Origin of the sequence: Paraburkholderia franconis, assembly GCF_009362735.1 — a bacterium.
Lineage (GTDB): Bacteria > Pseudomonadota > Gammaproteobacteria > Burkholderiales > Burkholderiaceae > Paraburkholderia > Paraburkholderia franconis.
In genome coordinates, this window is the sequence record NZ_WHNP01000010.1 from 85,145 (window position 1) to 108,965 (window position 23,821).

Sequence of the window (23,821 nt, forward strand, 5' to 3'; positions counted from 1 at the left end):
TCACCCCCATAGCGTGAGTGTTGCGAGGTGCGTATCGGCGCCGGCATCCACGCCGATGATGACCATCAGCTTCGACGACAGGCCATAGCGCGGATACGTGAAGCCGACCACGCTGCCGAGGTCGAGCGTCCCGAGTTGCGACAGATCGATGTCGACTGTCATCAGCATCCGGCGACTGAACAGCGCGAGCCGCCGGTTCGCCTCGGCGAGCGCGTCCGATGCGTTAATCAGCGCTGTGTCGAATGTCTGGTCGGTCGCTGACGGCCAGACCGTCTGCACCGTCGTACTCTTCGCCACCTGGCTGCGTGTGTCCTGCGAGAGCCACGTGCGTCGGTCGACGCTCACGCTGCCCGCCGGCTGGCTCTGGACCGTATAGTTCTTCGCGTAATTGACCGTCACCTGATACGACGGGATGCCGGCCTCCTTGATGTTGACCGCCTCGAGCACAACGTCATCGAAGATCACGGCGGCAGGCCCGCCCGGTGCACTCACGCGGCCCATGCGCAGCACGCCGAGCCGGTCGAACGAGTAATACGCGCCGATGCTGCCCGCGATCGTGTCCATCAGTGACTGGCTCGTCCCCTGCCCGTCAGCCCACACACCGCACGGCGCCGCGTTCAGCGCATTGAGCGCCGCGACGTCGGCTGCGCTGATGTCGCCCGCCGTGAAGCCGGCATCGAGCGCGATCTGCTGCATCAGGCTCGCCGCGCTCGTGACGCCGCTCGTTGCATCGCATGTCACCTGTGATGCAGGGCTTGCGCCGAGGCGGAAATAGCCCTGAAAGCACTGGAAATGCCCCGACGCGGGTTGAGTCGACTGGAGCGCCGCGAGGCTCGCATAATCCGCATCCCGCGTCAGCGCGACGCCGTTGTCATAGACGGCCGTGATCGAGCAGTTCGACTGGTCCGACGCCTGATAGATCAGCAGCGACGTGTTCACGCACTTCGGCGAGATGTTGAAGACCTGACCGTAGATGCGCGGTTTGTACTGCCCCATCAGGTCGTTGGCCGTGCCGTCGATGCCGTTCGGCAGGACGTTCGTGCCGCCATAGGTCGGACGCGGCTGCGTGAGCGCGAGCTTCTGCAGCCGGTCATTGACGACCAGACTCACCGTCGTCGTGTCGCTGACCTTCACGTCGCTGAGCGTGCCCGACGCCGTCACCGTCCACGAACTGAACGGCGCGCCGATCGCGCCGACGCGCATCGTGAACGACCGACCGTCGAACGCGTAGTCGGTCAGCAGGTAGTCGAGGCCGCCGTCGCTGTTTTCGAGCACGATCTCGCCCGGCGTGCTCTGCGACGCGCCGAAGCTCGCCTGGGCGGAATTGAAAAGGGACCGCGCAAAGTGTGGAGGAGCACTGAGGCGCGGCTCGTAGTAGGCGTTCGCCGGCGCATCGGACGGCAGCGTCATAAACCCGTCGTCGGAAAAACGAAGGGTCTGCAACGTGCCGTCCGACAGCCGATAGCCCGTAACGTCGATGGCAATGGTCATCGTTTCTGTGCGATTTTCCCGGTATGCCCTGCGGTCTGCTGGCTTGCATCGGCAGTCGTTTGCATATGCCGCGTTTGCCTGCTCATGTCATCGCGGTTCTCTGCATGCTGCTGCTCTGACTGCTGCAGCTGCGCCGCGCCCACCGTAGCAACCGTACCCTTCAGCTGCGCAACTTCACCACGCAGCGCCTGGATCTCGGCGATCAGCGCCGCATTGTCGCCGCGGCCGTACTTCGACCAGTCGATGTTCAGCATCTGCGACAACTTCTGGTTGTTCGCCGACGTGATCACCGCTTCGCCCTTATGGAGCTCCGCGCGATAACCATCGAACGGGATGTAGTCAGCACCGCCGGCATGCGATCCGTTCATGCCAAGCGCAGACTTGATTGCATCATCAAGCGATGAGCCATTCCAATATGCGGCCTCTGCGTCAAACAATGCCTGAGACCACTCGCCAGCATTGGTAAAGGTGGCGCCGGAAGCCTGCAACGCCTGCTGCACCGCAAGGTTCCCCTGGTTTATCGCGGAGACGTGCTGGCCGATGTCCGACAGCTGCGAGTCGGATATGCCCGTGAACGTGATGCCGCCGCCCGATGAGATCGTGTGACCACCCGCCGAGCCAAAATCGACTACGCCGTTCGACTGCGTGTAATCCAGACCGTTACCGAGCGACCCGGACGAACCTGACGGCGTTTGTCCGGCTGCAACCTGCGCGGCGAAATACTCCTTGAGCGCATCGGCGAGCGACTGCACGGTCTGGTTAAGGTTGAGAATCCCCTGAACCTCCTGTTTCGTCGCGTCGAGCTGCAGCTGTGCCGCGCTCAATTGCTGATGCGCCGTCGCGATGTTCTGGTCGAGCGCCGACTGCACCTGGTTGTAGTCATCGACATACGCCTGACTGCTGGCGTTGAATGCCTTCGATGCATTGAGGAAGTCCTGCGCCACCTGCGGCAACTGACCTTGCGCCGTCGCATCGCCCGCCATCGCCTTCGCCGACGTCTGTTCGAACAGCTGCTTCTCGGCGTTGTACTTGTCCTGCGGTGAGAGCGTCGACAGATCGCCGAGCGCGAGCGACTGCTTGAGGCTGGTCAACGAATCAATGAACTGGTTGATCGAGTCGATGTTCGACTGGATCGCCTGCACCTGATTGTCGTAAGCCGTCTGCACCTTGCCGAGCGCCGTTTGCATGGCGTCCTGCGCAGCCTGCTGTTGCTGTTGCGCCGCTTGAGCCGCCGCCTGCGCAGCCTGATCCGTCGCCGAGGTCACCTGCGCGAACGCGGGTGCCAATGCGAGCAGCGCGTTCTGCAATGCCTTCACGGAAGGATTCGACGTGTCCATGTTTTCAACCAGCGCCTGAAACTCTGCGTTGGTCTTCGGCATCGCGACGCCAAGCGCGTTGAACTGGTCTTGCAGCTGCCTCGTGTTCATCGCGAGCTGCTGGTCGGACGTGTCGATCGAGCTGAAGTACTGGTTCCACAGCGCCTGCTGGTTGTCCGCTGCCTGCTTCGCGGACTGGGTCAGCTGGTCGAACGCCGGCGCCAGCGCAATCAGCGCCGCAAACGTCGATTGCCCCGACGCCGTCGTCAGATCGAGCGACGAGACCAGAGCGCGGAAAGCGTCCTTCGACTTCGGCATTGCCAGCCCGAGGCTCTCGAAGGACTGCTGCATCTGCCTTTGCGCTTCGTCCAGCTGCTCGCCGCTGCTGTAGTACGCCTGATAGTAGGCCGCCACCTCGCTGTTGAAGTTGTCGATGCCGCCTGCCGCCGCGACGAGGTTCAGCCGCACATTCGCGCTCGCAAGCCCGACATCGCCGAACGCCTGCGTCATCGTCTTGCCGAGCATATCGGCGAGATTGTTCGTCGCGTTGAACACCGTCGTCAGACGGGTCGCCGTCTGCACGAGCGTCTCGCCCGACTGCCGATACTGATCGAGCGGATAGACGGCATCGACCAGGCTGTTCGACAGATCCGTCAGCGACTTGGTGATGTTGTCCTGATTGCGCCAGTCGTTGCGGATGCTGTACTGGAACTGCGACAGCTTTGCCTGCAGCCCGTCATTGCCACCGATTGCCGTCGTGAGCTGGTCGATAACGCCGACCGTGCTCTGCACCGTGCCGTTGATCGTGTCGATCTGCTGCTGCGTCGCAGGACTGTGCGCCGTGCCGTGCGCGTCGCTACGGAACACGCCGCCCTTCGCCGTCCAGTCGGCGAAGTCCTGCCCCTGAAAACCGTTGGCGACGGTGATTACGCCTTCGACGCCTGCGCTGTCGACGGTCGGGTTCTTCCGGCCGAACAGGCGCGAGATTGTTGATGCGCCGGTCAGAATATTTGCGACACCTGACGGAATGCCGATCGCCTTGGCTACATCGTACGATGCGAGCGTTCCCGAGCCGAGCACCTTGCCGACGCCGCTGATTGACCCATTGTCAGGGTTCCATCCCTGCCCCATCAACTTCGAATCAAGCGCCATGCCGGCCAGAATCCAGCCGACGACAGGAACCCAGCCGAAGGACGATGCCGCGCCCGTCAGGCCCGCAGCGCCCGCGCCGCTAGCTGCCGCCGAGCCGCCGCTTGCCGCCGCAGCCGCGCCCACACCCGCCGTCGTGCTGCCGTACAGCCCGCCGAGCGCCGCGCTCCCGCTCAGTGCAGCGTCGCCCGCTGCGGCTGCTGCTGCACCGCCGGTCGTCGACAGCGCACCGAATGCGCCCGCTGAACTCGCGCCGAACGCGCCCGCAGCGCCACCGATCGCAGAACCAGCCGATCCGTAGCCCGCGCCGAACAGGCTACTCGCATAGCCATAGCCCTTCGTGAGCGCGCTGTACGCCGTCGACAGGTTGTTGATACTTCCGAGCGCGCCCGCGCCCGACCCACCGCTCTGCCCGAGCAACGCATTGGCGACACCGGCGTTACCCGTCAATCCAGCGAGGTTGGCAACGACGTTCACTACGAGAGGCTTCACAAAGGCCCGGTACACCGCATCTACGACGGTGACCTTGAACGTATTCGTCAACGCCTTTGTGAAGCTGTCCCAACCTGCCCTGCCGTCAGTTAGCATCTGCAGGAAGCCGTCATGGAAGTCACGGTCGATCTGGCTGACGGTGTTCTTCCACTGGTCGATGACCGGCTTGTTCGTCTGATCCGCAAACCACTGGTTGTACTGCTCGATCAGCTTCTTCTGCGCCTCGGTGCCGTCGCCTGCGTTTGCGATCAGGTCCTGCCACTTCTTCGCATCGATCGCGAGGATTGCGGCGGCACGATCCTTTTCGTCGAGGATGCTCTCGGCCGCTAACTTTTGGTTTTCCTGCTCGAGCTGCTTCGCGCCGGCGAGCGCGTCGCGTTGCGCCTCAATGCCGCCCACCACTTTCGCGCGCGCGTCGGCTTCGGCGAGCAGATCCTTTTGCTGCTGCTCCGACAGTGGGTGCCCGTCACGTTGCGCCTTCGCGATCGTCTCACGCGCCTGTGCTTCATACTGAAGCTGCGTGGTCATCAGCTTGCGCGCCTCGCCCTCTGTGCCGTACAGCGCAACATCTTGCGCGAGCGCATCCTTCGCAGACTGCTCCGACTGTGCCCACTTGCTGACCTGCTCGCTGTAGTCCTTCTGAGCCTGCTTCGCGCGCGTCGTTGCGTCGATCTGCTTCTCGAGCGCCGCCAGTTGTTGGGCGTACCCGAGTTGCTCCTTCAGCTGCGCATCAGTGACCTTGCCGATGCGATCCTTCTGCGCGAGACCGAGCTGCTGCTCGATCTGCATCACTTTCTTGTCGCCGTCGCTGATCTTGTCCTGCTTCAGGCCGTACTGGTCGAGCAGATCCAGCTGCTGCTGGCGCGCCTGGATTTCGGCCTTCAGTGCCGCGATGTCACGATTGCTGGTGGATTCGGCCGTCGACCGCGCCGACTTCGGCGACTTCCTGTCCTTGTCCTTGTCGTTGATCTTCTGTTCATCGGCAAGCTGCTGCTCAAGACTGAGGCCCAGCGGCGTCGCGATCGTGTCGAGGTAGGTCTGGACTTCCTTTGCGCGCTTCTCTGCCGGCGTCGCGAATTGCTGGTTCCACGTATCGTACGCACGCTTCGCGTCGATGCGCTGCTGTTTCTCACGGTCCGCGCGCGCCTTGTCCTCGGCCTGCTTCACGGCGGACTGGTAATCGGCGACAGCCTTCTTCAGTTCATCTTCGTCCTGCGCGTCCCATTGCCCGATCGGCAGGCGCGCGGCCTTGTTCGCCTGCAGGCGCGCGACCACGTCGCCCGGCGTGGCGGTTGCACCGAACGAACCGATGGCCTCAAGCGCGCCGTTGATCATGTTCTTGATGTCGCGCCAGCCCTGCAGGATGATCCCTTCGTTCTTCGCGATGTCCTGCGTGCGGTCCTCCATCGCCTTCGAGAACGTCTCGACGGCCAGTTGTGCGGCACCCGTCGCATCGCCCTGCTTTTCGAGTGCCGTGATCTGGTCGTAGGTCGACTCGGTCAGGTAGTGATAGGTGTCGTTCAGCTTGACGGAGGCCTTCACAGGATCTTCCGCAAGCTGGGTGAACATCTCCACCATCTTGTCGACGGAAATGCTGGTATAGGTGGCAGCATCCGCCGTCGCCTGACCGATGCTGGAAATCTCGCTGGCCGTCAGCCGGCCCGTCGCAGCAAGCTTGGTGATGGCTTCGGTTGCGGTGTCGATTGACGCACCACCCGCCGTCGCCTGGCGTGACATATCCTGCAGGCCACTGACCGTCGTGCCGGCATAGTCCCCGGTCAGCACCAGCGCCTGATTCATGCCATCAAGCTGCGACTGCACATGGACGGTGGCGGCAACGAAGCCCACCGCCGACGCGGCGAGGCCGAGAATGGCGACGCCCGCTGGCGATGCGGCCGCACTGAGCAGGTCCATCTGCTCGGCGAGCACGACCGCGCTCTGTTCAAACCGCCCGAAATTGCCGTTGGCTGCGTCGTTGAGCAGGCGCAAAACCTCTGTTCGCGCGGCCTTCGTATGGCCGCCGAAGCGGTCCATTGCGTTGGCACCGGCGTTCGCGCTGGTCACGATTTCGCTCAGCCCGGATTTGCTCGCGCTGATGTCCGCAATCGACTTCTTGTATTCGGACCATGACACCTGGCCCGACTTCAGCGACCGCTCGAGCTGCGCTTCCTGCTGGGCGAGCTCCTTCAGCTGGACGGCCGCCTTGTCAACCTGGATGCCAGCCAGTGTCTTCCCGTACTGCTCCGCCGATACCTGCCCGTTCATGTAGGCATCGTCGAGCAGCGCCTGATCTGCGGCGAGCTTTTTCGTGGCGGCATCGAGCGGATCGTATCGTGCAGTGAGCGCGCTCACCTGCTGCTGCAGGCGCGCTTCATCCTTCCAGAGCGCCGACAGGGCGGAGTCGTACTGGGCGATCGATACCTTCCCCTTCGCCATCAGCAGATCGAGACGGTCGAACTGTTCGTACAGCGTATGAAAGCTGTCGCTGCCGCGTGCCGCAGTGGCCCGGAACGCGTCCATCTGCTCGTTGACGGATGCCAGTTCACGCGTGGTCGCCGACATCGCGCCCGTCTGCGCGGCAATGCTGGCGCGCACCTGATCCAATGACGCCGCGAAGCTGGACATGCCACTCGCACCAGAAGCCGCCGCGCTGGACGTCGCGGCCATTGCGGCCTGATAGTCGCGCGAACGCGCGACCATCTCGCTGATGCGGGTCGCGGCCTGCGCTTCCGTCTCACCGAATGCATTGACTGCCGCCGCCGCACTCAGGGTGGACTCCCGAAGCGCCTTCAGCGCCGCCGACTCCCGGCCGATCTGCTCGATCATGGCTGCCGCAGAGTCGCCAATGCCCAGCTTGGCGGCCTGATAGGCGAGCAGTTCGGTGCGGCTCATGCCGAAGGTGGCCGCCTCCTCCTTGAGGGCCTGCGCCTCGCTTTGCAGCGTCTGCATGAACTTCTGCGCGGCCCGATCCACCGTGCTGGTGGATTGCGCGGCCGACTCCTGCTTCGCCTTGACGGCATCGAGCTGCGCAAGATACGGCGCGAGCGCATCGGTGGAAATGCCCCGCTGGCTCGCCAGCGCCTGGAAGTACGCCGAGCTCGACTTGCTGCCCGCCTCCATCGCGGCCGTCGTGCGCTGGATCGACTGGATCATGCTGCGCGTGGCGGCATCCACCTTCTGCGCCGAGGCAGCGCCACCGCTGCCCACCGAATCGATCGCCTTGCCGGCCGCCGCGCCTTGCGTGGTAACCGACTGCGCCATATCGCGCGCAGCATCCTTGACGTCGCCGAAGCCCTTGCGCGCTTCGGTGGCGTCGACGCTCACACCTAGCTGGACTTTCCGCTCATCAGTCGCCATCGCTCACCACGTGAAAAGGGCCCTCCAACAGGGAGCCCACAGAAGAGAAACCCGCCGAAGCGGGGTTACTGCGCGCTTTCGCGCATCACCTCGAGCGCCGCCATTTCGAGGTGACGCACATCCTCGAACATGTCGTCGGCCTCGTCCGCGTCCAGTCCGAGCCGATCGATCATCGCGAGCACGACGCAATAATCCAGCCCGGTCGGGCCGCCGACGCCGGTGCGCCATTGCGTGCCGAGACGGCAGAACAGCAGCACCGCGTCGTAGTTCTCCGGCCAGATCTCGACCTCGTCCTTGCGGAAAAGCTGGCCGAGATCGAACGCGTTGGTCGGTCCGCTGCCGGGCGGCCGATACAGCGCGTCGGCCGCCTCCTTCAGTTTCCCAAGCGGCCAGTCGTTACCGCACTGCGGTAACCATCCATGATGGCCGTGATCGCCGCCGGCAGTTCGTCAGCCAACTGCTGGACATTCTCCCGGTTGAATTCCTCGTCGAGGTTCCATCCTTCGACCGCCTGCATCACATAGTCCGCGTTGGCGCTACCCGTCTTTTCCATCAGCGCAGCCCACGAAAATTCATCCTCTGCCGGGCGCTCTTCCTTCGATGCCGCGAACACCTCGTCGATGAATTTGCCGAATTCGCGCCTAGTTCGAAAACGGTATACGACTTCGATCGCGCCTTCGCTGCCGTCCAGCAGCGGGAACTTGACGACGTGCTTAAAGTTAGTCGGGTGTTGGCCGAGTTTGATTTTTGCCATGGCTCTAGTCCTGTTGAATGAGAAAAACCCGCATCGCATACGTTCGAAGGGGCATGAAAATCCACGCTGGGCGGAATCCGATAGATTGACGCGACTGCTATCTTTTGAAGCCAGCGGCACGCCTTTCGGCAAACTTCCGCTTCAGCGCTTCTGAAATTTTTCGCTTTGACTCTTCGGGCATCACAAACCCCTTTTTGGACTCTGACGCCCGCCTTTTTTCTTCATCTGTCCATGGGCGCCTAATCCTCGCCCGTTGAGCCGCACTGATCCTTGCTCTCGTCTCATGGGAAATAGGCATGGACCTCCTCTTTTCCCATGCCTTCCGGAGTGATGCACGGTGTTTGTCGCTCAATCTCTTTCCTGCCAGACCCGCCGCCGTCTTTGCAATAGACTCTGCGCTGCGTTTCCTGCCGCGATTAGCTGCGGCCGTTTTTGCTATTGATTCGGGCTTCTGTTTTCTACCTTTTGAGGCAATCGACATCTTGAAGATGGCCTCTGCGCTCATCTTTTTGCCCGTATGCGCACGCGACATCTTTTCCTTCGTCGCAACGCTGTGCACTCTGCCGCTCGCTCCTTCGCCACCGAAGGTCAGATTCACAATCTGCACGCCTGTCAATCTGTGCAGCGAAATCAACGCAATCTCATGCTTGAAGGCCAGCTTTTCGCTCTCAAAGTACTCAAGGATCTCAACGACGTGCCCGTGCTTGTCGGCAACTCGCCGCCAGTATTCTGTGCGCCCAGTTCTCAAGGACGCTCGCCCGCCAGTACCTTTGCCTACGTAGAACACTTCGCCGGTGTCCGCTTTCCGATGGACGTAGACATAGAACATGCCATTCGACAAGGCAAATTCCCTCGATGTCGTATAAGGAAAAACCCCGCCGGGAGAACCCCGGCGAAGAAAGGACCGTCACCGGTCCCAAGGAGACACTTACGATGCGTAGCTGATCGCGCGACCGAGAAGCGACAGCGATGCCGTCACCTGATTGGCCTGGTTGACGTTCAGCGACGGCATTTCCGACACGCTCATGTAGCCGTAGCCGTAGCTGGAGATACCGCCCGAGAGAACCATCTTGAATGCGACCTTGCGCAGCGAGCGGCTGATGTCCAGCATCTCCTGATAGTTCGTGTTCGATGCGTCGTGGCCGAGCGTCAGCGTGATCGACGTCGGGTTGAAGCCCGTCGGCACGTTGATCGCGTTTCGTTTCGCCAGCGGGGCGATCGTGGTGAACTTGGGATCACCGCCCTGCGTCGCGATCGTGAGCACCTGCGGGATTTCGACCCAGTTGCTGACGAGCTGGACAGTGCCAGTTCCGGAGCCAGGGTTGAACCAGTCCGTGTCGTTCGTGTTGAGGCCGGGCAGGCTGAACGTGTCGACAGAGAGCTGATCGATCTTGAACACGCTGTCGCTGGCATCCTCCCAGCCCGACTCGAACAACAGTTCCGCGCCGTCGGCAAAGCCATGCGCGACCGACGTCGCGACTGCCGGGTTTGCGTTGCTCACAGCGGTGACGGTCTTCGCCGAAGCGAACGTCTCGCTGAAAAAGAACTTCGATCCTTCCGGGAACGCGTAACTCAAGTTAATTCTCCTTAATCAATCGACAAAGCGCCCAGACGGGCGTAAAAAAACCCGCGACGATTGCTCGTTGCGGGCGCCTCTCTCAAGCCCCTTCGGGCGACTGAAAAAATCTGTTACCGGTCTGACAAGACGTTGAAGTCCTGCTGCGAACCGTAAAGCTTCAGGTCAGGCTCACTTCTGTCGATCGGCCCCGCCATCGGCTTTGCAGTGAACGCCTTCGCCGTGATGAACGCAGATTCGATCTGCAGCGCGAGCGCATCGGCATCCTTGGGTCTATCCGCCCACACGGTGATCTGAAAAAAACCGTTCTGCTTGTCCGGTACTTCCTTGGCGAGCGGCGTGATGACGTGCCCGCCGATCCGCTGGTACGTCACATACGGCCGCGGCGTTTCGAATGGCGCGACCACAGGAAAGACGCGGCCATCCACGAGCGGCGACAGCAGCGCAAAAATGTTTTCCTTTACCGTCATGGCGGGCCTCCGTTGATGCGCTTCAACAGCTCAGCGACAGCGGCATCCAGCGCCGCCGGGAACTGTGCTTGCGCCGGCCGCACGAAAGGGCGGGCGCCGACATGCTTCGGCGACGGCAGCGGCGCCTTCTTGTCGGTGTACCACTTGCCGTCCTTGCCGAGATAGACCTTGTACTTCTGCAGGTGCCCGTTTTCGACGAGCCAGCCGTGAGGCGCCTTCTTGTGATTCCAGCTCACGTGATACGTCGCCCGGCCCTGCGCGGAGTCATCGCGGCTGTACACCTGATAGATCGAGCGGTCCAGATTGCCCGTCACGCGGCCGATGCTCGCGACGTTCAGCTTCACGGCGTCGTAGAGCACCTGCGCGGCGGCCTGCGCCGCCGGCCGAGCCGCTTCCTCGGCGTTGTCGGCGAGTTCGTCGAGCAGGTTCTCGATACCACCGAGGTTTGCATTGATCGTCAGACTCACTCGATCACCTCGCACACGAGATCTGTGAATTCGCGCCCACGCTCGTCCGGCAGGACGGCACGAATCTGATATATCGTCGATCCATGCACCACGCGCATTCCGGCTGCAACATCGGTCCGGTAGCGCACGCGAATACTTGCCTGCACCAGAGACACTTCGGCGTCGCCGCGTATCGATTGGAGTCCCGACTTATGGGCGATGCTTGCCCAGGTCACCACCACGTCGGTCCACACCGCTTCCGGATGCCCATCCTCGTCCCGATCAGCGCTCTGACGCTGGATCGTAATGCGGCGATTCAGACTGCCTGCTTGAAGCATGGTCAGAACCTCGGGGGTACGGTGATGGGATGGAGAAGAGCATCGGCGAACCCGGTCGGCATCTCCATGACGGCCTGCCGGGTCTGCGCAATCAAAAACAGCTCTCGGTTGTCATAGAACCACGCCGCGGCGAGCAGCATCCACGCGCGCACCGATGGAAATTTGTCGAGATCCGTTCCGGCCTGGTACGTGAACGTGACTGCCGCAGCTCTCGGCCATTGACTGCCAAGCGGCGCCAGACGCGTCTCACGCCCGACCTGAATGACTTCATACGACGACGGGTCAAGCGTCGCAGTCTCACCTGATGCGGACCGCCACGAGACGCTCTCGACTTCAGTTACCTGACCAATCGAAAGCGGGAAATCGCCAACCGGGAACGCGGGAAGGCGCTCGGTGTAGCGCCCCTTGCGAATCGCAGCCCCCGACTTCGTTTCGGCCGCTTGACGGGCGCCCGGGATGATGATCGACGTGATGAAACTACTCTCATCGCTCGCGTCGATACGCGCCTGGGCCGCAACATCCTCGTATGTGAGCGGCTCCATGTCATCAAGGTACTCAACGAGAACGGCGCCCATGCTGCTTACCCCTTCGCGGCCGCGGCCTTCGTCGCGTCGCCCTTGGCTGCCTTCACATCATCCTTCGTTTCCGGCACATGCTCTTCAGCGATGCCCGAATCGATGAGCGTCTGCGCCCGCTCATCGTCAAACCCGGCGACGTCACCCGGCGTGTACCGCCCATGGTGGCGCGTGATCTTGACCAGTTTCATGTCTTATCTCCGAAAACGGCCCACCCATGCCAGCGCGGGCCATAAGGTTACGGCTTAAGCGCCCCAGGTCACGCTGCCGAGTACTGCGATCGACTCGACATGGCGCGGACCGAAGTCGTTTTTGGCGATCACACGGATGAGCGTCTGGTCGCGCTGGAACGCGCTCACCACATTGCCCTCGGAATCCTTGTAGGTGGCTTCCTTGCTGTAGTCGATCTCGAGCGTTTCTTCCTCGCCAATGAACACGTCGCCGAAGTCGGCGAAATAGATCTCCGATTCGTTGGTGCCGGCGCCGAGGTTGATCGGGATCTGCGTGGTCTTGCCGACCGGATAGCCCTTCAGCATGCCGTTATCGAGCTCCGGATAGACCTTGTTGCCGTTGCCGTCGCGCATGCCCGACAGGAAGCGGAATACGCGCGGCGCCATGATCCAGCCGGGCTGGGTCATGTTCGCATCGGCACCCTCCAAGGCGAGGATCGCCTTGTTCAGGTCTGTTTCGACCTTCTGGATCGTCGAACCGTCGCTCGCCGGGATCACATTGCCGGCGAGCGCCCAGAAGCGCAGGCCCTTCGGCGTGTTCGCCGTGCCGTCGTCACGGATGAACGCCTTGTCCTCGCGCGCGCCGATCGCTGCGGTGAGATCAGCTATTACGATCTGGTCAACGTTGGGGTTGACGCCCGCATACTTCAGCAGGTCGTTCGCGATCGGCACGAGCGCGGCGAGCTTTTTCGCCGTGAGCTGCAGGTCGTCGAACTGTTGCTCGGTCGCGGGCATGTCGGTGTCAGCGCCGACGTAGCCAACGACCGCGCCGCCCTTCAGACGCGGAATCGTGATGTTGCCGTTGGTAATCGGCAGCGTGCGCGCGCCGAGCTTGCGCACCACCGACTTCGGGCGCAGCAACTCAATCACTTCGCTCGAGAGGTTCGCCGGGACCAGAATACCGCCCGCGCTCGACGTGAGCGTATTGAGCGACATGGCGACTTCCTCGCCGAAGCCGCGCTCGATGGCAAGCTTCGATGCCATCTGGGCGTCGCCGCCCGCGGCAGCCAGTGCACGGACCATGCGCGCCATCTTTGCACCTTTCACCTCGGGCGCCTTCGGTTGCGCCGGAACGCTCGGGGCAGCAGGCGTGGCGACAGCCGCCGGCGTCGGATCGACAGGAACCGCCGCGGCAGCAGCCATACGCTCAGCCGCTTCGGCTCGCTCAATTTGCCCCGTGATCTCGTTGAATTTCGAAGTCAGATTTGCGAATTCGGCGTGCTGCTCAGCCGACAACGCGACTCCACCGGCCTCGATTGCCGCAAGCGCCTGGACCTGCTGGTTGATATTTGCGCGTTCGCGGCGAAGTTCGTTGATGTTCAAGGTTCATCTCCAAAAAAAATGCCGCCCGAAGGCGGCGACACTCGACTGAGACGCGAACGCGCTCACGTGAGAATTAGATAGATCGAAACACTCGATGCTTCAGTAGCGGGCGCGCATGTTCATCGCCGCAGCCTGGGCAGCCACGCTGCGACGCGGCGTCGCTTTCGCCTGGCGATCTGCGCGGGACGCGCGAACTTCAGCCGCGATCCGGTTGACCGCCGCCTGCGGCGTCTCGACACTGTCGGCCAGCCCGGCATCGACGCCCTGCTTGCCGAAGTAGATTCCCGCTTGGGTGTCTTTCACTGCCTGCGTGGTCAAGCCACGGAAGTTCGCGATCGCGTCGACGAACTGCTGGTAGCTGTTCTGGACCATGCCCTGCAGGAACTGTAACGACTGGTCGCTGAGCGGCTCGTGTGGCGTGAGATCGTTCTTGTGGTCGCCCGCGAACACGGACGTGACCTTCACCCCCTGCTGCTCGTCGCGCTTCGAGACGTCGAGGTGTTTCGCGATCACGCCGATAGAGCCTACCCCCGAAGTCTGGCTGACGATGACGTTCGATGCTGCCGCCGCGATGAGGTAACCGCCCGAGAACGCCGAGAAGTTGACGATCGCCGTGACGGGCTTCACCTGCGCGGCCGCGCGGATGTCGTTCGCGAGCTCGAATGCGCCTGTTGCGCTGCCGCCGTTGCTGTCGATGTCGAGGATGATGTGCTCGACCGCAGGGTCTGCGACGGCCTGATTCACGGAGGAACGCAGGCCCTCGTAGCTCGTCATCGGCTCGCACGGGTTCATGTGCGCCGAGCGCGACACGAGGATGCCCGAAACCGGAATGATGTCGAGGCCGGTATCCGCGACCACGGCGCGCCGACGATCCACCGCCGTCGCCATCTGCGCGCCACCGTGGCCGTCATCATCCATGATCTGCGGCTGTGCGCCGTTCACGCTCAGATTGACGATGTTCAGGTGCAGCGACTGATTCGCCCACTGCATTGCGAGGTCCATCATGTGGTCCGTCACAAGCTGCGGCTGGTTGAAGATCAGGCTCGCAAGTCGGAGATGTGGTCTCAAGTCAGGATCCTTTGAATGTCGTCTATTTCCGCCTTGGTGGGCTCAGCAGGCTTGCTGACCGGCAGCGGAATCGGCTTCGATGCGTCCACCATGTTAAGCGGGCTCAAATACACGTCACCACCCTTGACGGGCGGCATGTTTTCTAGCCGACGAATGTCGTTGATCGACAGCCAGCCCCACTGCCTGCCGACTGCGTAGGCGGCGTATCGCGAGGCCTGATCGCCGCGCAGCAGGCCGGCCACGTTGTATTCGATGAAATACTGGTTGCGCTCCGACGGCAGCAGCAGATCGCGCGTCTTCGCCTGCTCATGCCGCTTGATCCACGGCAAAAGCGTGTAGATGACGAACTGGATCTCCTGGTGCTCGATGTTGCTGAATGTCGCACGCTCCAGCTCGTTCACCATGTGGGCCGGAATCTTGTAGATCCGCGCGATGTCGATGGTCGAAAGCCGCAGCGCTTCGATCAGCGCCGCATCGACGTTCGTCATCGACAGCGGCCTGAACGTCATCCCCTCCTGCAGCAGCGCCACCTTCTTGGCGTTCCCCGCGCCGCCAAACTTCGCGTTCCAGCCGTCAGTGATCTTGTCGACGCTGCCCTGATCCTTCAGCGGAGGCGCAGTCGCCGGCCGCTCGATCACACCAGACAGCGCCGTGCCATTCATGAACGACTTACCCGCGTACTGCTGGATTGCCTGCGCATGGCCTATCGCATTGGCGTGCAGCATGATCGGCGAGAGCCCTGTGTAGCCGTTGATCGACATCCAGCGCACGTGATGCATCAGCCGCTGTGGCATCGGGTCCGAGCCGTACACGCGGTATACGGGCATCAGGTCGCTACCCTTCATGACCGTCACTGCCTCGTGGTCAAGCGGGTAAAGACCCTGAACGACGCCCGACGAATCGCGATCGATGAAGCTGTAGCTATTGCCGCGCAGCCCGACCGCGATCTGCGACTGCTCCTGATACTCGAATGGCGTCTGCCAAGGGTTGGGCTGGTATTTCAGGATCGCGTAAAGCGGGTGATCGATGGCCAGAACCCGGTCATCGCCCTTTCGTTCGTAGATCTCGATCGGCAGCTGCGCGATGCTCTCCGCGAGCAGCGAGACGCAGTTTTGCAGAACGGTTAGCGACAGCGCCGAGTGGGCAGTAACCACCTGACCCGCCTCAGATCGGGCGCTCCCCAGCAGCGATGACACCCAGCCAGACGATCCCATCTGCGTCATGGCAAGGTTGGATAGCAGTTGCTTGCTAAAGAACATGGCTCACTTCCCTCCCGTCTCGGAAGGTGCGCCGAGCGCAATACGAGCCGCCGCGCGATCAGCGAGGAATGCCCAGAACAGCAGTAGGACACCCGCGACGATCAGTCCGGCGGGCACGCTGACCAGCGCCACCCCGGCGACCAGTAGCACGAAGCCGAGCAGGCCGGCGACCCAGGCTGCAACACCGATGACATTCAAATTCCCACCCCCTGGTCATACACAGAGCCGCCGTATAGCGCCGCTGGGTTGAGCGCAATCAGCGTCACCGCGTTGAACAAAGCCATCAGCGGATCGATTTTCCCGGTCCCACTGGCTTGTTTCGTGATGTTGACGGCGTTCCCGACCGGCACCACGCGGGCGTTCCCGACGCACCATGCCATCAGCCCCTGACCGCCATGCATGAGCACGCCATCGGGCGCGGCCCCCTGCCCGCCCCCCTTTCGACCACTCGCCGACGCGAGCCGCCGCTCGGCAGTCTTGATGGCGCCCGAGAGCTTCCAACCCTGCGAAATGCCGATTACCTTCTCTTCAGGTACGCCGGCGTCGGCCAGCGCGTCGAGCACGCCGCCAATTCCAGCGGGGTCCGCGCCGACTTTGTCGAGCAAACCCGCCTGATGAATCGTCGAGACGATGTCGGCGACATCGCGCACGTCGTCGCCGATCTGCTGCACAATCGTCAGGTCGCCGTCGCGCTCAAAATCGAGCAGCCGCGCCGCGATCTCCTTGCGACGCTCTAATACCGAGGGATGTGCCCATGCATGCGTCCACGTGAGCCAATTACGCGTGTCGCGCTCGCGTCCGACGACCGCGAAACCAAGTAGATCGTCTAGGCCGCCGCCGTCGATCCCAACGTCTATCACTTCGCACCTAGCGATCAGTTCATCGAGCGAAATTTGCGGGGCCAGTGCTGCGGCTTCCCAGAAATCTGCGCCTGCCCATCGATCGTTGCGCAGCGCGAGGCCGATCTCGACGTTCGCGTGCTTGGCGAGAAAGCCACGGAACGACTCTTCGCCCGTCTCCTTCGCCTTTTTGAACTCGCGCTCGAGGTATGCCTGATCGACCGAAAAGCCGAAGTTCGGATTGACCATCGCGAGGTTCTCGACCTTCAGATGCTCTTTCCGCGCAACCATCTCGGGCGGGTGCTCGAAGATCACCGGCACGAAGCAGGGATCGTGGATCTTGCCGTCGCGCACGTCGCGCGCGTAGCGGAGCTTCTGCAGGAACACGCCCGCCGGCGGGTCGTTCGACTGGGTCGTCAGGTAGATGACGAAGCCCTCGGGACGCGAGGCGAGACCGCCGGTCGCCTCGCGCAACATGTCTTCTGCGTTCGGCTGTTTGCCGAACAGCCACAGTTCGTCGATCAGCGTGCCGACGCTCTTCTTGCCGCTGACCGTGTTCGCATCAGCCGCAACGACCTTTAGAGTCGCGCCCATCGTGCGATGCGTGATCGTCTTGATGTGCGTTTGCACCTGGAACAGATCGTCGAGCTCTTCCTCGTGCTTCACCATGTCCCGGCTCGGTGCGAAGCTGTTATTCGCGACCTCGATCGTCGGTGCGAGGATCGAGTACTCGGCCGACATGCGCCAGTTCAGGATCATCGCGGTCATCATGATCCCGGCAGCAAGTGTCGATTTGCTGTTTTTCTTCGGGATGCACACGAACCACTCGGTGATCAGCCGCCGGCCGCTCTCCGCATCATATGCACCGAAGATCGACGCGACCAGATCGAAGACCCATTGCGCCGACGACTCGCCGAACGTCGGGCTGCCCGGCGCATCAACGATTTTGAGCTGCTTGAACACGGCGAGCGCCTGCTCAGCCTGCTCAGGAAAGATCGGAGGCGGGATGATCGAGCGTCCTGACTTGAGCCGTTCGGCCCAATCAGGACACGCTGTCGACCATTCCATGTGTTATTTCCCGTTGACCAGCTTCAGCGGCGGCTTCGGCACGCCGAACTTACTAGCCGCCTTCTTCGCCGCTTCGGTTTTCGCGTCCTTCTTGCCACCCTCGCCGAGCTTAGGATGAAAGAACGGCATAAGCGTCTGTGCAGCCGTGACCCGTAGCTTCGGCTCCGTCATCTGGTCGTTCATCGCAGCCAGAAGGAAGTCTTTCGGGTCCTTGAAGGTCAGAATCGCTTCCAATGCGAATCCGGCAGCGACGGCAGCTTGAGTCACCGCCTCTTTCTCGGTCGGCGGCGCCGCCCTTTCTTTCGTCGCGGCTTTTTCCTTCGCCGCAGGCTTCTTACGATGCTGCGCGAGGTAGGTGACGACGTCCTTGTCTTTAACAAGTCGCGACCCAGCCTGCGACGCGGTCGCCGGACTGTAGCCAGCCGCGATAGCCGCGTCCTTATTGGACTTCCGGGCTAAAACGGCCTCGGCGAATAGCCTCTTCTTGCCTGTTAAAGCCATTAACACGATCTCCCATGGGGGAAATAATCTGTGCGTGAGGTACCGGTCGGTTTCGGAGCCGAAAGCCTCCCGAGCTTTTTCATAGCCCTACCCCCACCTCAGCTCCCGCGATCGCATCGACGGGCGACCAGCCAAGGATGTCGCTCTTCAGGCTGTTGCAACGCCTGCACGCACATTGGGTATTCGCGTAGGTGTGGTCTCCACCCCTTGCCAATGGAACCACGTGGTCCAACTCGGGAGCGTCATGGTCATACGTCCCGCGCTTGGAGCGCGGCGTGGGGATGCCACACAGCCGGCACGCCCAGCCATCCCGCTCGAAAACCTCGAATGGATCAACTTTCTCGACGTGCGCCGCGCGCTCCGTCGCCTTCCGCGCCATCCTGCTTACGCGCTTATAGGCGCGATCCCGTGCGCGCCTGCACGGCCTACATAGCGAAACATTCGACGAGCCATACAGAGGACAGAACTGCAAGCTGCATCCGCGGCATGCGACAACCTTGGCAGTGGATCTATGCGCATTTAGCGCCATCACCTTGGCGCCGATCCTGCGATATTCCGCCGAGCATGCATCGCTGCATTGAGCCCGAGGTAGCCGCGACGTAAAAGCAGCATTGCACACCGCGCACGTCCCAAAATGCACGCTAGACCAACGCACCCGCAGGCTCGCCTCTTCGGCGTTTTTCGCCTTTTGCAGGAATGAGCACTCGCGCGAACAGAATGTCGTCCTGCTCGTCGCCTTTGGCTTGTATTGCTTGCCGCACTGCTTGCAGGTGCAAAGCGGCCTTGCCCTATCGGCGTTCCTGCAAGCTGCCGAGCAAAATAGCTTTCTGTGACGCGCCGGCGTAAATTCCGCTCCGCAGTGCCTGCACTTTGTGTGGACGCACGCCTCCCAGCAGCCGCAACATGACAGCCGCTGGTAGGTTTCGTGCAATTCTTAATAGCCTTCGAATCTCGCCTTCTGCTCTTCTGCCGTCTTCAGCTTGTGGCACGGATCTGTGCAGAGCGGCTGGAGATTGCTCTCGTCGTTCGAGCCGCCCTGCTCAAGCGGCACGATGTGATCGATCTGATCGCGGCTCGACACCCAGACCCGACCGCAGCGAGCGCACCGATAACCGTGAGCCAGCGCCACACGCTCGCGTGTCCTCATCCATGTGCTGCCGCGTACGCGCTCGGTCGCACCTGCTTTTGCCTCAAGCGTCTTCACGCGACTGAGAGTCGATGTGGCAAGCCGAGGCTTGAGGGTCCGGAGTCTGGTCACTGCGCCGCAGGCGTGAAGTCGACGTAGAACTTATCGCCCGGATTGAACTTGCCGAACAACGCCGGGTTAGCCACGAAGATCGACAGATCAGCCTGCGGCGAGAACTTCGCGTACGTGTTGTCCTCATCGAGACCGTCTTCACCGTACGGCGCGCTCGACTTCGGCACAGCACGGAACTTAAGCGTCTCGCCGCCATGGTGGCGCGTGACCGACTCGACAATCATCTTTGCTCGCATCATGTGGTGCTCTCAGGTTGAACGGAAAAGAAGTCTGCGACATCGTTGAATGACATCGACAACAGCCACGCCGACCGCGCGCAGTAGCGGAACAGGATGCTGATTGCATCGAGTGTCTCGGCGTTGAACATCGCGGCTCCAAACAAAAAAGCCCGCGAGGCTTTCACCTTGCGGGCTACATGTGCACTGATGCACGCGAATCTTGACTTGCTAAACACGAAGGCGGTCACGCGGGCTCGTGAACCGACTCTCCATAGTCAGTCATCCTCGTATCCAGCAGCAATCCTTCGCAATCGGGCGACGTCGCGAATGCGCAAGCGCCGTCCCATACGGATGATTACCTCTTCGGTCTCGAGCAACTTGAGCACGCGTGAAACGGTCTCGCGACTCACGTGGGCTAATGCTGCCATTGTCGCCTGGCCCGGAAGTTCGACGACTGGCCATCCGTCAGTTCTCTCTCCACTTAAGCGGGAGGCGATAGACGCGGCAACTCGAACCTTGGCACTCGTCGAGGTTGTTCCACCAAAACTCCGAGCCAGTTGCAATAACTCTGCCGCCATCAACTCACTCAGAGCATGCACGAACGTAGAAGATCGGAGAAGAGCGCGGACATGCGTGCGGCTCAAGGTCGCGACAGTACTATGGACTATCGCAGCGACATTAAATGGCAGTGGAATCTGCTGGATTATCGCCTTCGCACCGACGGATTGGCCGCTGCTGTATGTGCGAATTGGAATTTCGCGTCCATCAGGCGACGCCACGAATGAACGCAACTCTCCCTCAAGCAGCATATGCAGACCGGAGCCCGGGTCGCCGGCGAATGCAACGTGGTCCCCCGCCTTCACGTGACTGACACGCACAGATTGCGCGACGCTCCTCAGCTCTTCCTCAGAGGCTGTCGCAAGCAGCAATTGGTCTCTCAGTAACCGTCTAAGCGCTTCTTCTTTCATTTAGCTTCCATGCGGTTGAACGCACGTCGGCTAGATTAGACATCGCTTTTTTGCAAGCGTCCTTAGCGTTTTTGAAACACACTATTGCTGCAGCGTGAATTCTTAGCGCGCCACACGCGATGAAACCGCCAGCAGACGATTCCCGAAGAGCAAAGGAATCGCTTCAGCACTAGATGATCGCCGGCACGTTTCTTAAGCGTCGCACATGCGGCTCCAATGCAAAAAGCCCGCTAGGCTTTTCGCTTAGCGGGCTTTGTGCGCACGATCGGTACGGTATATGAAAACGCAGTTTATGCGGGTGTTTCCCGCACGTCAACTATTTCTCATGAGCATGCCGATCTCATCGAGCCGCTCAGCAAATGCCGTGAGTCCGTTCTTCTCCAATTCACGGACGCATTTGCGGATCGCCGTGATGTGTCGCTCAGCTGCGTTCTTCGGGATGCCAAGATGCTTCGCCGTCTCAAGCGGACTCACCTTCTCGCCAAAGTACTTCATGATCACAGCAACACGAAACTCCTTGACCGGCGGCAAAGGGTTGAGTGTGAGCGCAACGTAATCGGCAAGCTGGTTCACCGCCTCCTCAAACACCGGGTTCAGTCTCCAGCCACGACAGCACGCCCGGCGGCAATCGCATCGCTCGCTGCGCGCGAGCTTGCCGGTCACGAGCGTGGTGAGTTGCCAGTAATCGATGCGCTGCAGTTCGGCGAACACCATGCCGGCTTGGCCCGCGCCGTCCAGGCCGATCAGTCCGCGCCCGCTACCATGCGCGCCGCGCTGCAGGATCTTCCCCATTGCCGACATGGCGTACTGCTGGCTCGAGTAGTTGCACGCGAAGACGATGGCCTCCTGGGCGCACTTGAAGATGCCTTCGTGCTTGATGGGTTCCATATTCACCTTTTTTGTTATTCGCTTGGACCGTCAGCCCGCAATGACATAGAAATTGATGCTCCAATGGAGTAACCATTCGACCAGCGCGTTGCGCAAATCAGGCGCGCGGGGAAATGGATACTCAATTTGCGCTACGCCCGCCTCGCACTGCCCGACCAGCGGACAGCCATCGAAATAGATCAACGTGATGCTGGCGTTATCGTCGAGGCGCTGGACCGATGTCTCGCGCAGCTGAAGCGGCACATCCTCGAGGTTGATGAATGCGAGTGCGCTCATGATTCATCCGCGCGCAGCGCCGCGCGATGGTCAACCGTGACCGTTACGATGCCCTCTTCGATGGTGTTATAGCTGCCCATCCGCGACGACAAGTGAACGCTGATATGCACGTGCGACGCATTCACATCGACGCCCGCGAGCTGCGCTACGTGCGCGCCGAGAATTTCTTTCATCGCCTCGCCATCCAGCACAGCGCGGTGCGTGGTCGTGTTTGTGTTGGTTTCGTGGATTTTGATCTCGCTCATGCGATTTCCCTCACATCCCACTCAAGATCACCGCTCGCGAGAAACGCGGCGAGCGATCTTCGGTTCCAGTTGATAGGCACCTCGACCGGATAGGTGCCGTCCGGGTTGAAGTCGAGCCACGCTTTTTCTTTGTACTGGTCGGGCAGATAAACATCGGCAGTGACCCACGATGCGCACGATTTGCCAGCGCGCAGCGTATGCACCGGTCCGCGCACGCGCACCACAAGGCATTCGAACGTCTCGTAGTGCTGTACCCATCGCAAGCCGTGCTTTGACGATGGCAACGTCATCCTTACTGCTAGCCTCAAGCGGCCTCCTTCATTTCAATTCCCATCTTTGCCGCGCGCGCCGGCGCCCACGCGCCGAGCGCCCTATCGAACACAAGCACCTTCGCCTCGCGCGGCGCATCACCCTGATCGAGCCACGCGTGACACGCGAAGCACCCCGGCACCGTGAATTCGTGTGCGGCCTTGATGCCCATGCCCTTGCCGTGCTTCGACTGGTTCGAATGGCACGGCACGACGGTATCGATGCGGCCGCAGCACACGCCCGGCACGCGCAAATAACATGGCTCGCCGCGGCACGCCGCGAGGTACTTCGATCCTTCCGCGACCGTCGGCTTCTTGATGCGTAGCTTCATCGCGGAGTGGCGCTCGAGCGTCTTGCGATCAGCCAGCGCGAATGGCTTCGGCTCTTTGCGCTTGAATCCGGTGCGCGCGAGTGGTGTGCGGCGCATCAAAGGTGACGAACGCTTCACGAACGCGCCTTGCAATTGCATGCTCGACCGCTATGCTTGTTTTGGCCAACCGGCACGGAGGCCCCCATGAATTGGTTATGCATTCGATGCCACCTTGAAGTCCCGTTCGATGACGACACTATCGGTATCGATAGCTTCGGCATCTACTTCATCTGCCCGCACTGCGGAAGGCGAAACAAGCTGGTCAATGTCGGTAAGCGCGGGCAGATCGTCCTTCAACAGACCGGTACGTAGCACTCGAATCTCAACCGCCGCGCCGCTGGCGACGATGAGCGCTCGGCGGCCGGCCTGCCACGCCCTCCATTGCAGCCCGCATTCGCGGCTGCCGATCGGGCTGCGCTCGAGATCGAATGCGTTCTCGACATACCACTGTTCGAACTCGGCACGCTCGCTCACGCTGCGGCCCTCCCGACCATCACCATTAACTTGAATGCGGCTGTGACGACTGCATCAGCGCGCGGCCACCATTCGGCAACCGAGCTGTGACGCCAGTCGAGTTCCTCATCGTTCGAGTCGTCGAATGGATCAGATCCGACCTGCTGACGCGCGAGGCGGCGCCTCATATACTCCAGCTGTGTACGCGGCGCCGGCTTTGGCGCATCCTGACCGGGCCCGCATACATAGATCGGCTCGATGTAACGGTCGGTCCACGCGTGAATGTGCGCCAAGCCTTCGGCGCAAAGCCTGTTCATCAACTGACGGATGAACTTCTTCTTGCCCTTCTGCGCCGCCGCGAGCTCGCCACACGACTTCGGTTGACCACGCTTCAGTTCGGCGATGATCCGGTCGCGCAGCGGCAGCGGCTTGGCCTTCAATAGGCCCAGACTCCGCGCCTGCGCGCAGACGTCTTTGACTGTGCGGCCCGGGAGCAGATGCATTTGCTCATCGACAGTCAGCTCGGATGCGTAAATCTGGCGAACGAGATCCTTCTCAGCGGCGGTCCATCTAACCCAGTTCAT

The 23,821-nt window shown here is 61.6% G+C and carries 29 protein-coding genes; all 29 read right to left on the reverse strand.

All coding sequences use genetic code 11. The annotated features are described in order from the left end of the window. The 29 genes from GCT13_RS13240 to GCT13_RS13380 all read right to left on the reverse strand — a co-directional run bounded on the left by GCT13_RS13240 (position 1) and on the right by GCT13_RS13380 (position 23,821). Complete coding sequence (locus tag GCT13_RS13240; RefSeq protein ID WP_152758618.1) at positions 1-1,491, reverse strand: hypothetical protein; 1,491 nt, start codon at positions 1,489-1,491, stop codon at positions 1-3. Next, a complete protein-coding gene (locus GCT13_RS13245) occupies positions 1,488-7,805 on the reverse strand; it encodes a phage tail length tape measure family protein (protein ID WP_152758620.1) in 6,318 nt (2,105 codons plus the stop codon). The genes GCT13_RS13240 and GCT13_RS13245 overlap by 4 nt, the downstream gene beginning before the upstream one ends. A gap of 65 nt (positions 7,806-7,870) precedes the next feature. Further along, positions 7,871-8,182 (reverse strand): DUF1799 domain-containing protein, encoded by a 312-nt coding sequence (locus tag GCT13_RS13250; RefSeq protein ID WP_152758622.1) that lies wholly within the window; start codon positions 8,180-8,182, stop codon positions 7,871-7,873. After that, entirely contained in the window at positions 8,179-8,559 is a 381-nt protein-coding gene (locus tag GCT13_RS13255; RefSeq protein ID WP_193727649.1) for a phage tail assembly chaperone, read from the reverse strand. Before GCT13_RS13255 ends, GCT13_RS13250 begins: the two co-directional genes overlap by 4 nt. Before the next feature lie 97 nt (positions 8,560-8,656). After that, entirely contained in the window at positions 8,657-9,388 is a 732-nt protein-coding gene (locus tag GCT13_RS13260) for an NUMOD3 domain-containing DNA-binding protein (protein WP_152758887.1), read from the reverse strand. Positions 9,389-9,487: 99 nt separating this feature from the next. After that, entirely contained in the window at positions 9,488-10,135 is a 648-nt protein-coding gene (locus GCT13_RS13265) for a phage tail tube protein (RefSeq protein WP_152758626.1), read from the reverse strand. Positions 10,136-10,248: 113 nt separating this feature from the next. Then, positions 10,249-10,605: a DUF3168 domain-containing protein gene (locus GCT13_RS13270; RefSeq protein WP_152758628.1), complete on the reverse strand. Its 357-nt coding sequence runs from the start codon at positions 10,603-10,605 to the stop codon at positions 10,249-10,251. Beyond that, on the reverse strand, positions 10,602-11,072 hold the full coding sequence (locus GCT13_RS13275) for an HK97 gp10 family phage protein (protein WP_321574330.1): 471 nt from the start codon (positions 11,070-11,072) through the stop codon (positions 10,602-10,604). Before GCT13_RS13275 ends, GCT13_RS13270 begins: the two co-directional genes overlap by 4 nt. After that, a complete protein-coding gene (locus tag GCT13_RS13280) occupies positions 11,069-11,389 on the reverse strand; it encodes a phage head closure protein (RefSeq protein ID WP_152758630.1) in 321 nt (106 codons plus the stop codon). Before GCT13_RS13280 ends, GCT13_RS13275 begins: the two co-directional genes overlap by 4 nt. A 2-nt stretch (positions 11,390-11,391) precedes the next feature. Beyond that, the gene (locus tag GCT13_RS13285; protein ID WP_152758632.1) at positions 11,392-11,964 is read right to left on the reverse strand and encodes a head-tail connector protein; all 573 of its coding nucleotides are present in this window, start codon (positions 11,962-11,964) and stop codon (positions 11,392-11,394) included. A gap of 5 nt (positions 11,965-11,969) precedes the next feature. Beyond that, the gene (locus GCT13_RS13290) at positions 11,970-12,155 is read right to left on the reverse strand and encodes a hypothetical protein (protein WP_152758634.1); all 186 of its coding nucleotides are present in this window, start codon (positions 12,153-12,155) and stop codon (positions 11,970-11,972) included. 54 nt (positions 12,156-12,209) lie between these two features. Continuing rightward, positions 12,210-13,517 (reverse strand): phage major capsid protein, encoded by a 1,308-nt coding sequence (locus tag GCT13_RS13295; RefSeq protein ID WP_152758636.1) that lies wholly within the window; start codon positions 13,515-13,517, stop codon positions 12,210-12,212. Between the two features lie 99 nt (positions 13,518-13,616). After that, entirely contained in the window at positions 13,617-14,585 is a 969-nt protein-coding gene (locus tag GCT13_RS13300) for a S49 family peptidase (protein ID WP_152758638.1), read from the reverse strand. Further along, entirely contained in the window at positions 14,582-15,739 is a 1,158-nt protein-coding gene (locus GCT13_RS13305) for a phage portal protein (RefSeq protein ID WP_321574331.1), read from the reverse strand. The genes GCT13_RS13300 and GCT13_RS13305 overlap by 4 nt, the downstream gene beginning before the upstream one ends. Positions 15,740-15,847: 108 nt before the next feature. Beyond that, a complete protein-coding gene (locus tag GCT13_RS13310; protein WP_152758643.1) occupies positions 15,848-16,042 on the reverse strand; it encodes a hypothetical protein in 195 nt (64 codons plus the stop codon). Then, entirely contained in the window at positions 16,039-17,751 is a 1,713-nt protein-coding gene (locus GCT13_RS13315) for a terminase large subunit (protein ID WP_152758645.1), read from the reverse strand. The genes GCT13_RS13310 and GCT13_RS13315 overlap by 4 nt, the downstream gene beginning before the upstream one ends. A 3-nt stretch (positions 17,752-17,754) precedes the next feature. After that, on the reverse strand, positions 17,755-18,252 hold the full coding sequence (locus GCT13_RS13320) for a terminase small subunit (protein ID WP_152758647.1): 498 nt from the start codon (positions 18,250-18,252) through the stop codon (positions 17,755-17,757). A 79-nt stretch (positions 18,253-18,331) separates the two neighbouring features. Next, a complete protein-coding gene (locus tag GCT13_RS51160) occupies positions 18,332-18,781 on the reverse strand; it encodes an HNH endonuclease (RefSeq protein WP_407670789.1) in 450 nt (149 codons plus the stop codon). A 405-nt stretch (positions 18,782-19,186) separates the two neighbouring features. After that, complete coding sequence (locus tag GCT13_RS13330) at positions 19,187-19,456, reverse strand: HNH endonuclease (RefSeq protein ID WP_321574332.1); 270 nt, start codon at positions 19,454-19,456, stop codon at positions 19,187-19,189. A 50-nt stretch (positions 19,457-19,506) separates the two neighbouring features. Next, a complete protein-coding gene (locus GCT13_RS13335) occupies positions 19,507-19,749 on the reverse strand; it encodes a hypothetical protein (RefSeq protein ID WP_152758651.1) in 243 nt (80 codons plus the stop codon). Then, positions 19,746-19,976, reverse strand: a complete 231-nt coding sequence (locus GCT13_RS13340; protein WP_152758653.1) for a hypothetical protein — start codon at positions 19,974-19,976, stop codon at positions 19,746-19,748. The genes GCT13_RS13335 and GCT13_RS13340 overlap by 4 nt, the downstream gene beginning before the upstream one ends. 27 nt (positions 19,977-20,003) lie before the next feature. Next, positions 20,004-20,696 (reverse strand): Crp/Fnr family transcriptional regulator, encoded by a 693-nt coding sequence (locus GCT13_RS13345; protein ID WP_152758655.1) that lies wholly within the window; start codon positions 20,694-20,696, stop codon positions 20,004-20,006. Positions 20,697-21,008: 312 nt separating this feature from the next. Continuing rightward, positions 21,009-21,584 carry an RNA polymerase sigma factor gene (locus GCT13_RS13350; RefSeq protein ID WP_152758657.1) on the reverse strand — a complete coding sequence of 192 codons (576 nt, stop codon included), beginning with the start codon at positions 21,582-21,584 and terminating at the stop codon, positions 21,009-21,011. Between the two features lie 30 nt (positions 21,585-21,614). Further along, positions 21,615-21,860: a phage portal protein gene (locus tag GCT13_RS13355; RefSeq protein ID WP_152758659.1), complete on the reverse strand. Its 246-nt coding sequence runs from the start codon at positions 21,858-21,860 to the stop codon at positions 21,615-21,617. After that, complete coding sequence (locus GCT13_RS13360; RefSeq protein ID WP_152758661.1) at positions 21,857-22,105, reverse strand: hypothetical protein; 249 nt, start codon at positions 22,103-22,105, stop codon at positions 21,857-21,859. Before GCT13_RS13360 ends, GCT13_RS13355 begins: the two co-directional genes overlap by 4 nt. Continuing rightward, the gene (locus GCT13_RS13365) at positions 22,102-22,395 is read right to left on the reverse strand and encodes a hypothetical protein (RefSeq protein ID WP_152758663.1); all 294 of its coding nucleotides are present in this window, start codon (positions 22,393-22,395) and stop codon (positions 22,102-22,104) included. The genes GCT13_RS13360 and GCT13_RS13365 overlap by 4 nt, the downstream gene beginning before the upstream one ends. Before the next feature lie 14 nt (positions 22,396-22,409). After that, positions 22,410-22,862: a nuclease domain-containing protein gene (locus GCT13_RS13370; RefSeq protein WP_321574333.1), complete on the reverse strand. Its 453-nt coding sequence runs from the start codon at positions 22,860-22,862 to the stop codon at positions 22,410-22,412. A gap of 75 nt (positions 22,863-22,937) precedes the next feature. Continuing rightward, positions 22,938-23,258, reverse strand: coding sequence for a hypothetical protein (locus GCT13_RS13375; RefSeq protein WP_152758667.1), 321 nt, complete (start codon positions 23,256-23,258; stop codon positions 22,938-22,940). Then, entirely contained in the window at positions 23,255-23,821 is a 567-nt protein-coding gene (locus GCT13_RS13380) for a hypothetical protein (RefSeq protein WP_152758669.1), read from the reverse strand. The genes GCT13_RS13375 and GCT13_RS13380 overlap by 4 nt, the downstream gene beginning before the upstream one ends.

Coding starts and splice junctions, on each gene's coding strand:
- GCT13_RS13285 (WP_152758632.1), bottom strand. CDS start 11,964: ATGGGCGCCGTTCTCGTTGAGTACCTTGATGACATGGAGCCGCTCACA.
- GCT13_RS13360 (WP_152758661.1), bottom strand. CDS start 22,105: ATGAGCGAGATCAAAATCCACGAAACCAACACAAACACGACCACGCAC.
- GCT13_RS13245 (WP_152758620.1), bottom strand. CDS start 7,805: ATGGCGACTGATGAGCGGAAAGTCCAGCTAGGTGTGAGCGTCGACGCC.
- GCT13_RS51160 (WP_407670789.1), bottom strand. CDS start 18,781: ATGGCGCTAAATGCGCATAGATCCACTGCCAAGGTTGTCGCATGCCGC.
- GCT13_RS13335 (WP_152758651.1), bottom strand. CDS start 19,749: ATGATGCGAGCAAAGATGATTGTCGAGTCGGTCACGCGCCACCATGGC.
- GCT13_RS13380 (WP_152758669.1), bottom strand. CDS start 23,821: ATGAACTGGGTTAGATGGACCGCCGCTGAGAAGGATCTCGTTCGCCAG.
- GCT13_RS13345 (WP_152758655.1), bottom strand. CDS start 20,696: ATGAAAGAAGAAGCGCTTAGACGGTTACTGAGAGACCAATTGCTGCTT.
- GCT13_RS13350 (WP_152758657.1), bottom strand. CDS start 21,584: ATGGAACCCATCAAGCACGAAGGCATCTTCAAGTGCGCCCAGGAGGCC.
- GCT13_RS13255 (WP_193727649.1), bottom strand. CDS start 8,559: ATGGCAAAAATCAAACTCGGCCAACACCCGACTAACTTTAAGCACGTC.
- GCT13_RS13260 (WP_152758887.1), bottom strand. CDS start 9,388: ATGTTCTATGTCTACGTCCATCGGAAAGCGGACACCGGCGAAGTGTTC.
- GCT13_RS13270 (WP_152758628.1), bottom strand. CDS start 10,605: ATGACGGTAAAGGAAAACATTTTTGCGCTGCTGTCGCCGCTCGTGGAT.
- GCT13_RS13315 (WP_152758645.1), bottom strand. CDS start 17,751: ATGGAATGGTCGACAGCGTGTCCTGATTGGGCCGAACGGCTCAAGTCA.
- GCT13_RS13290 (WP_152758634.1), bottom strand. CDS start 12,155: ATGAAACTGGTCAAGATCACGCGCCACCATGGGCGGTACACGCCGGGT.
- GCT13_RS13320 (WP_152758647.1), bottom strand. CDS start 18,252: ATGGCTTTAACAGGCAAGAAGAGGCTATTCGCCGAGGCCGTTTTAGCC.
- GCT13_RS13280 (WP_152758630.1), bottom strand. CDS start 11,389: ATGCTTCAAGCAGGCAGTCTGAATCGCCGCATTACGATCCAGCGTCAG.
- GCT13_RS13240 (WP_152758618.1), bottom strand. CDS start 1,491: ATGACCATTGCCATCGACGTTACGGGCTATCGGCTGTCGGACGGCACG.
- GCT13_RS13365 (WP_152758663.1), bottom strand. CDS start 22,395: ATGACGTTGCCATCGTCAAAGCACGGCTTGCGATGGGTACAGCACTAC.
- GCT13_RS13355 (WP_152758659.1), bottom strand. CDS start 21,860: ATGAGCGCACTCGCATTCATCAACCTCGAGGATGTGCCGCTTCAGCTG.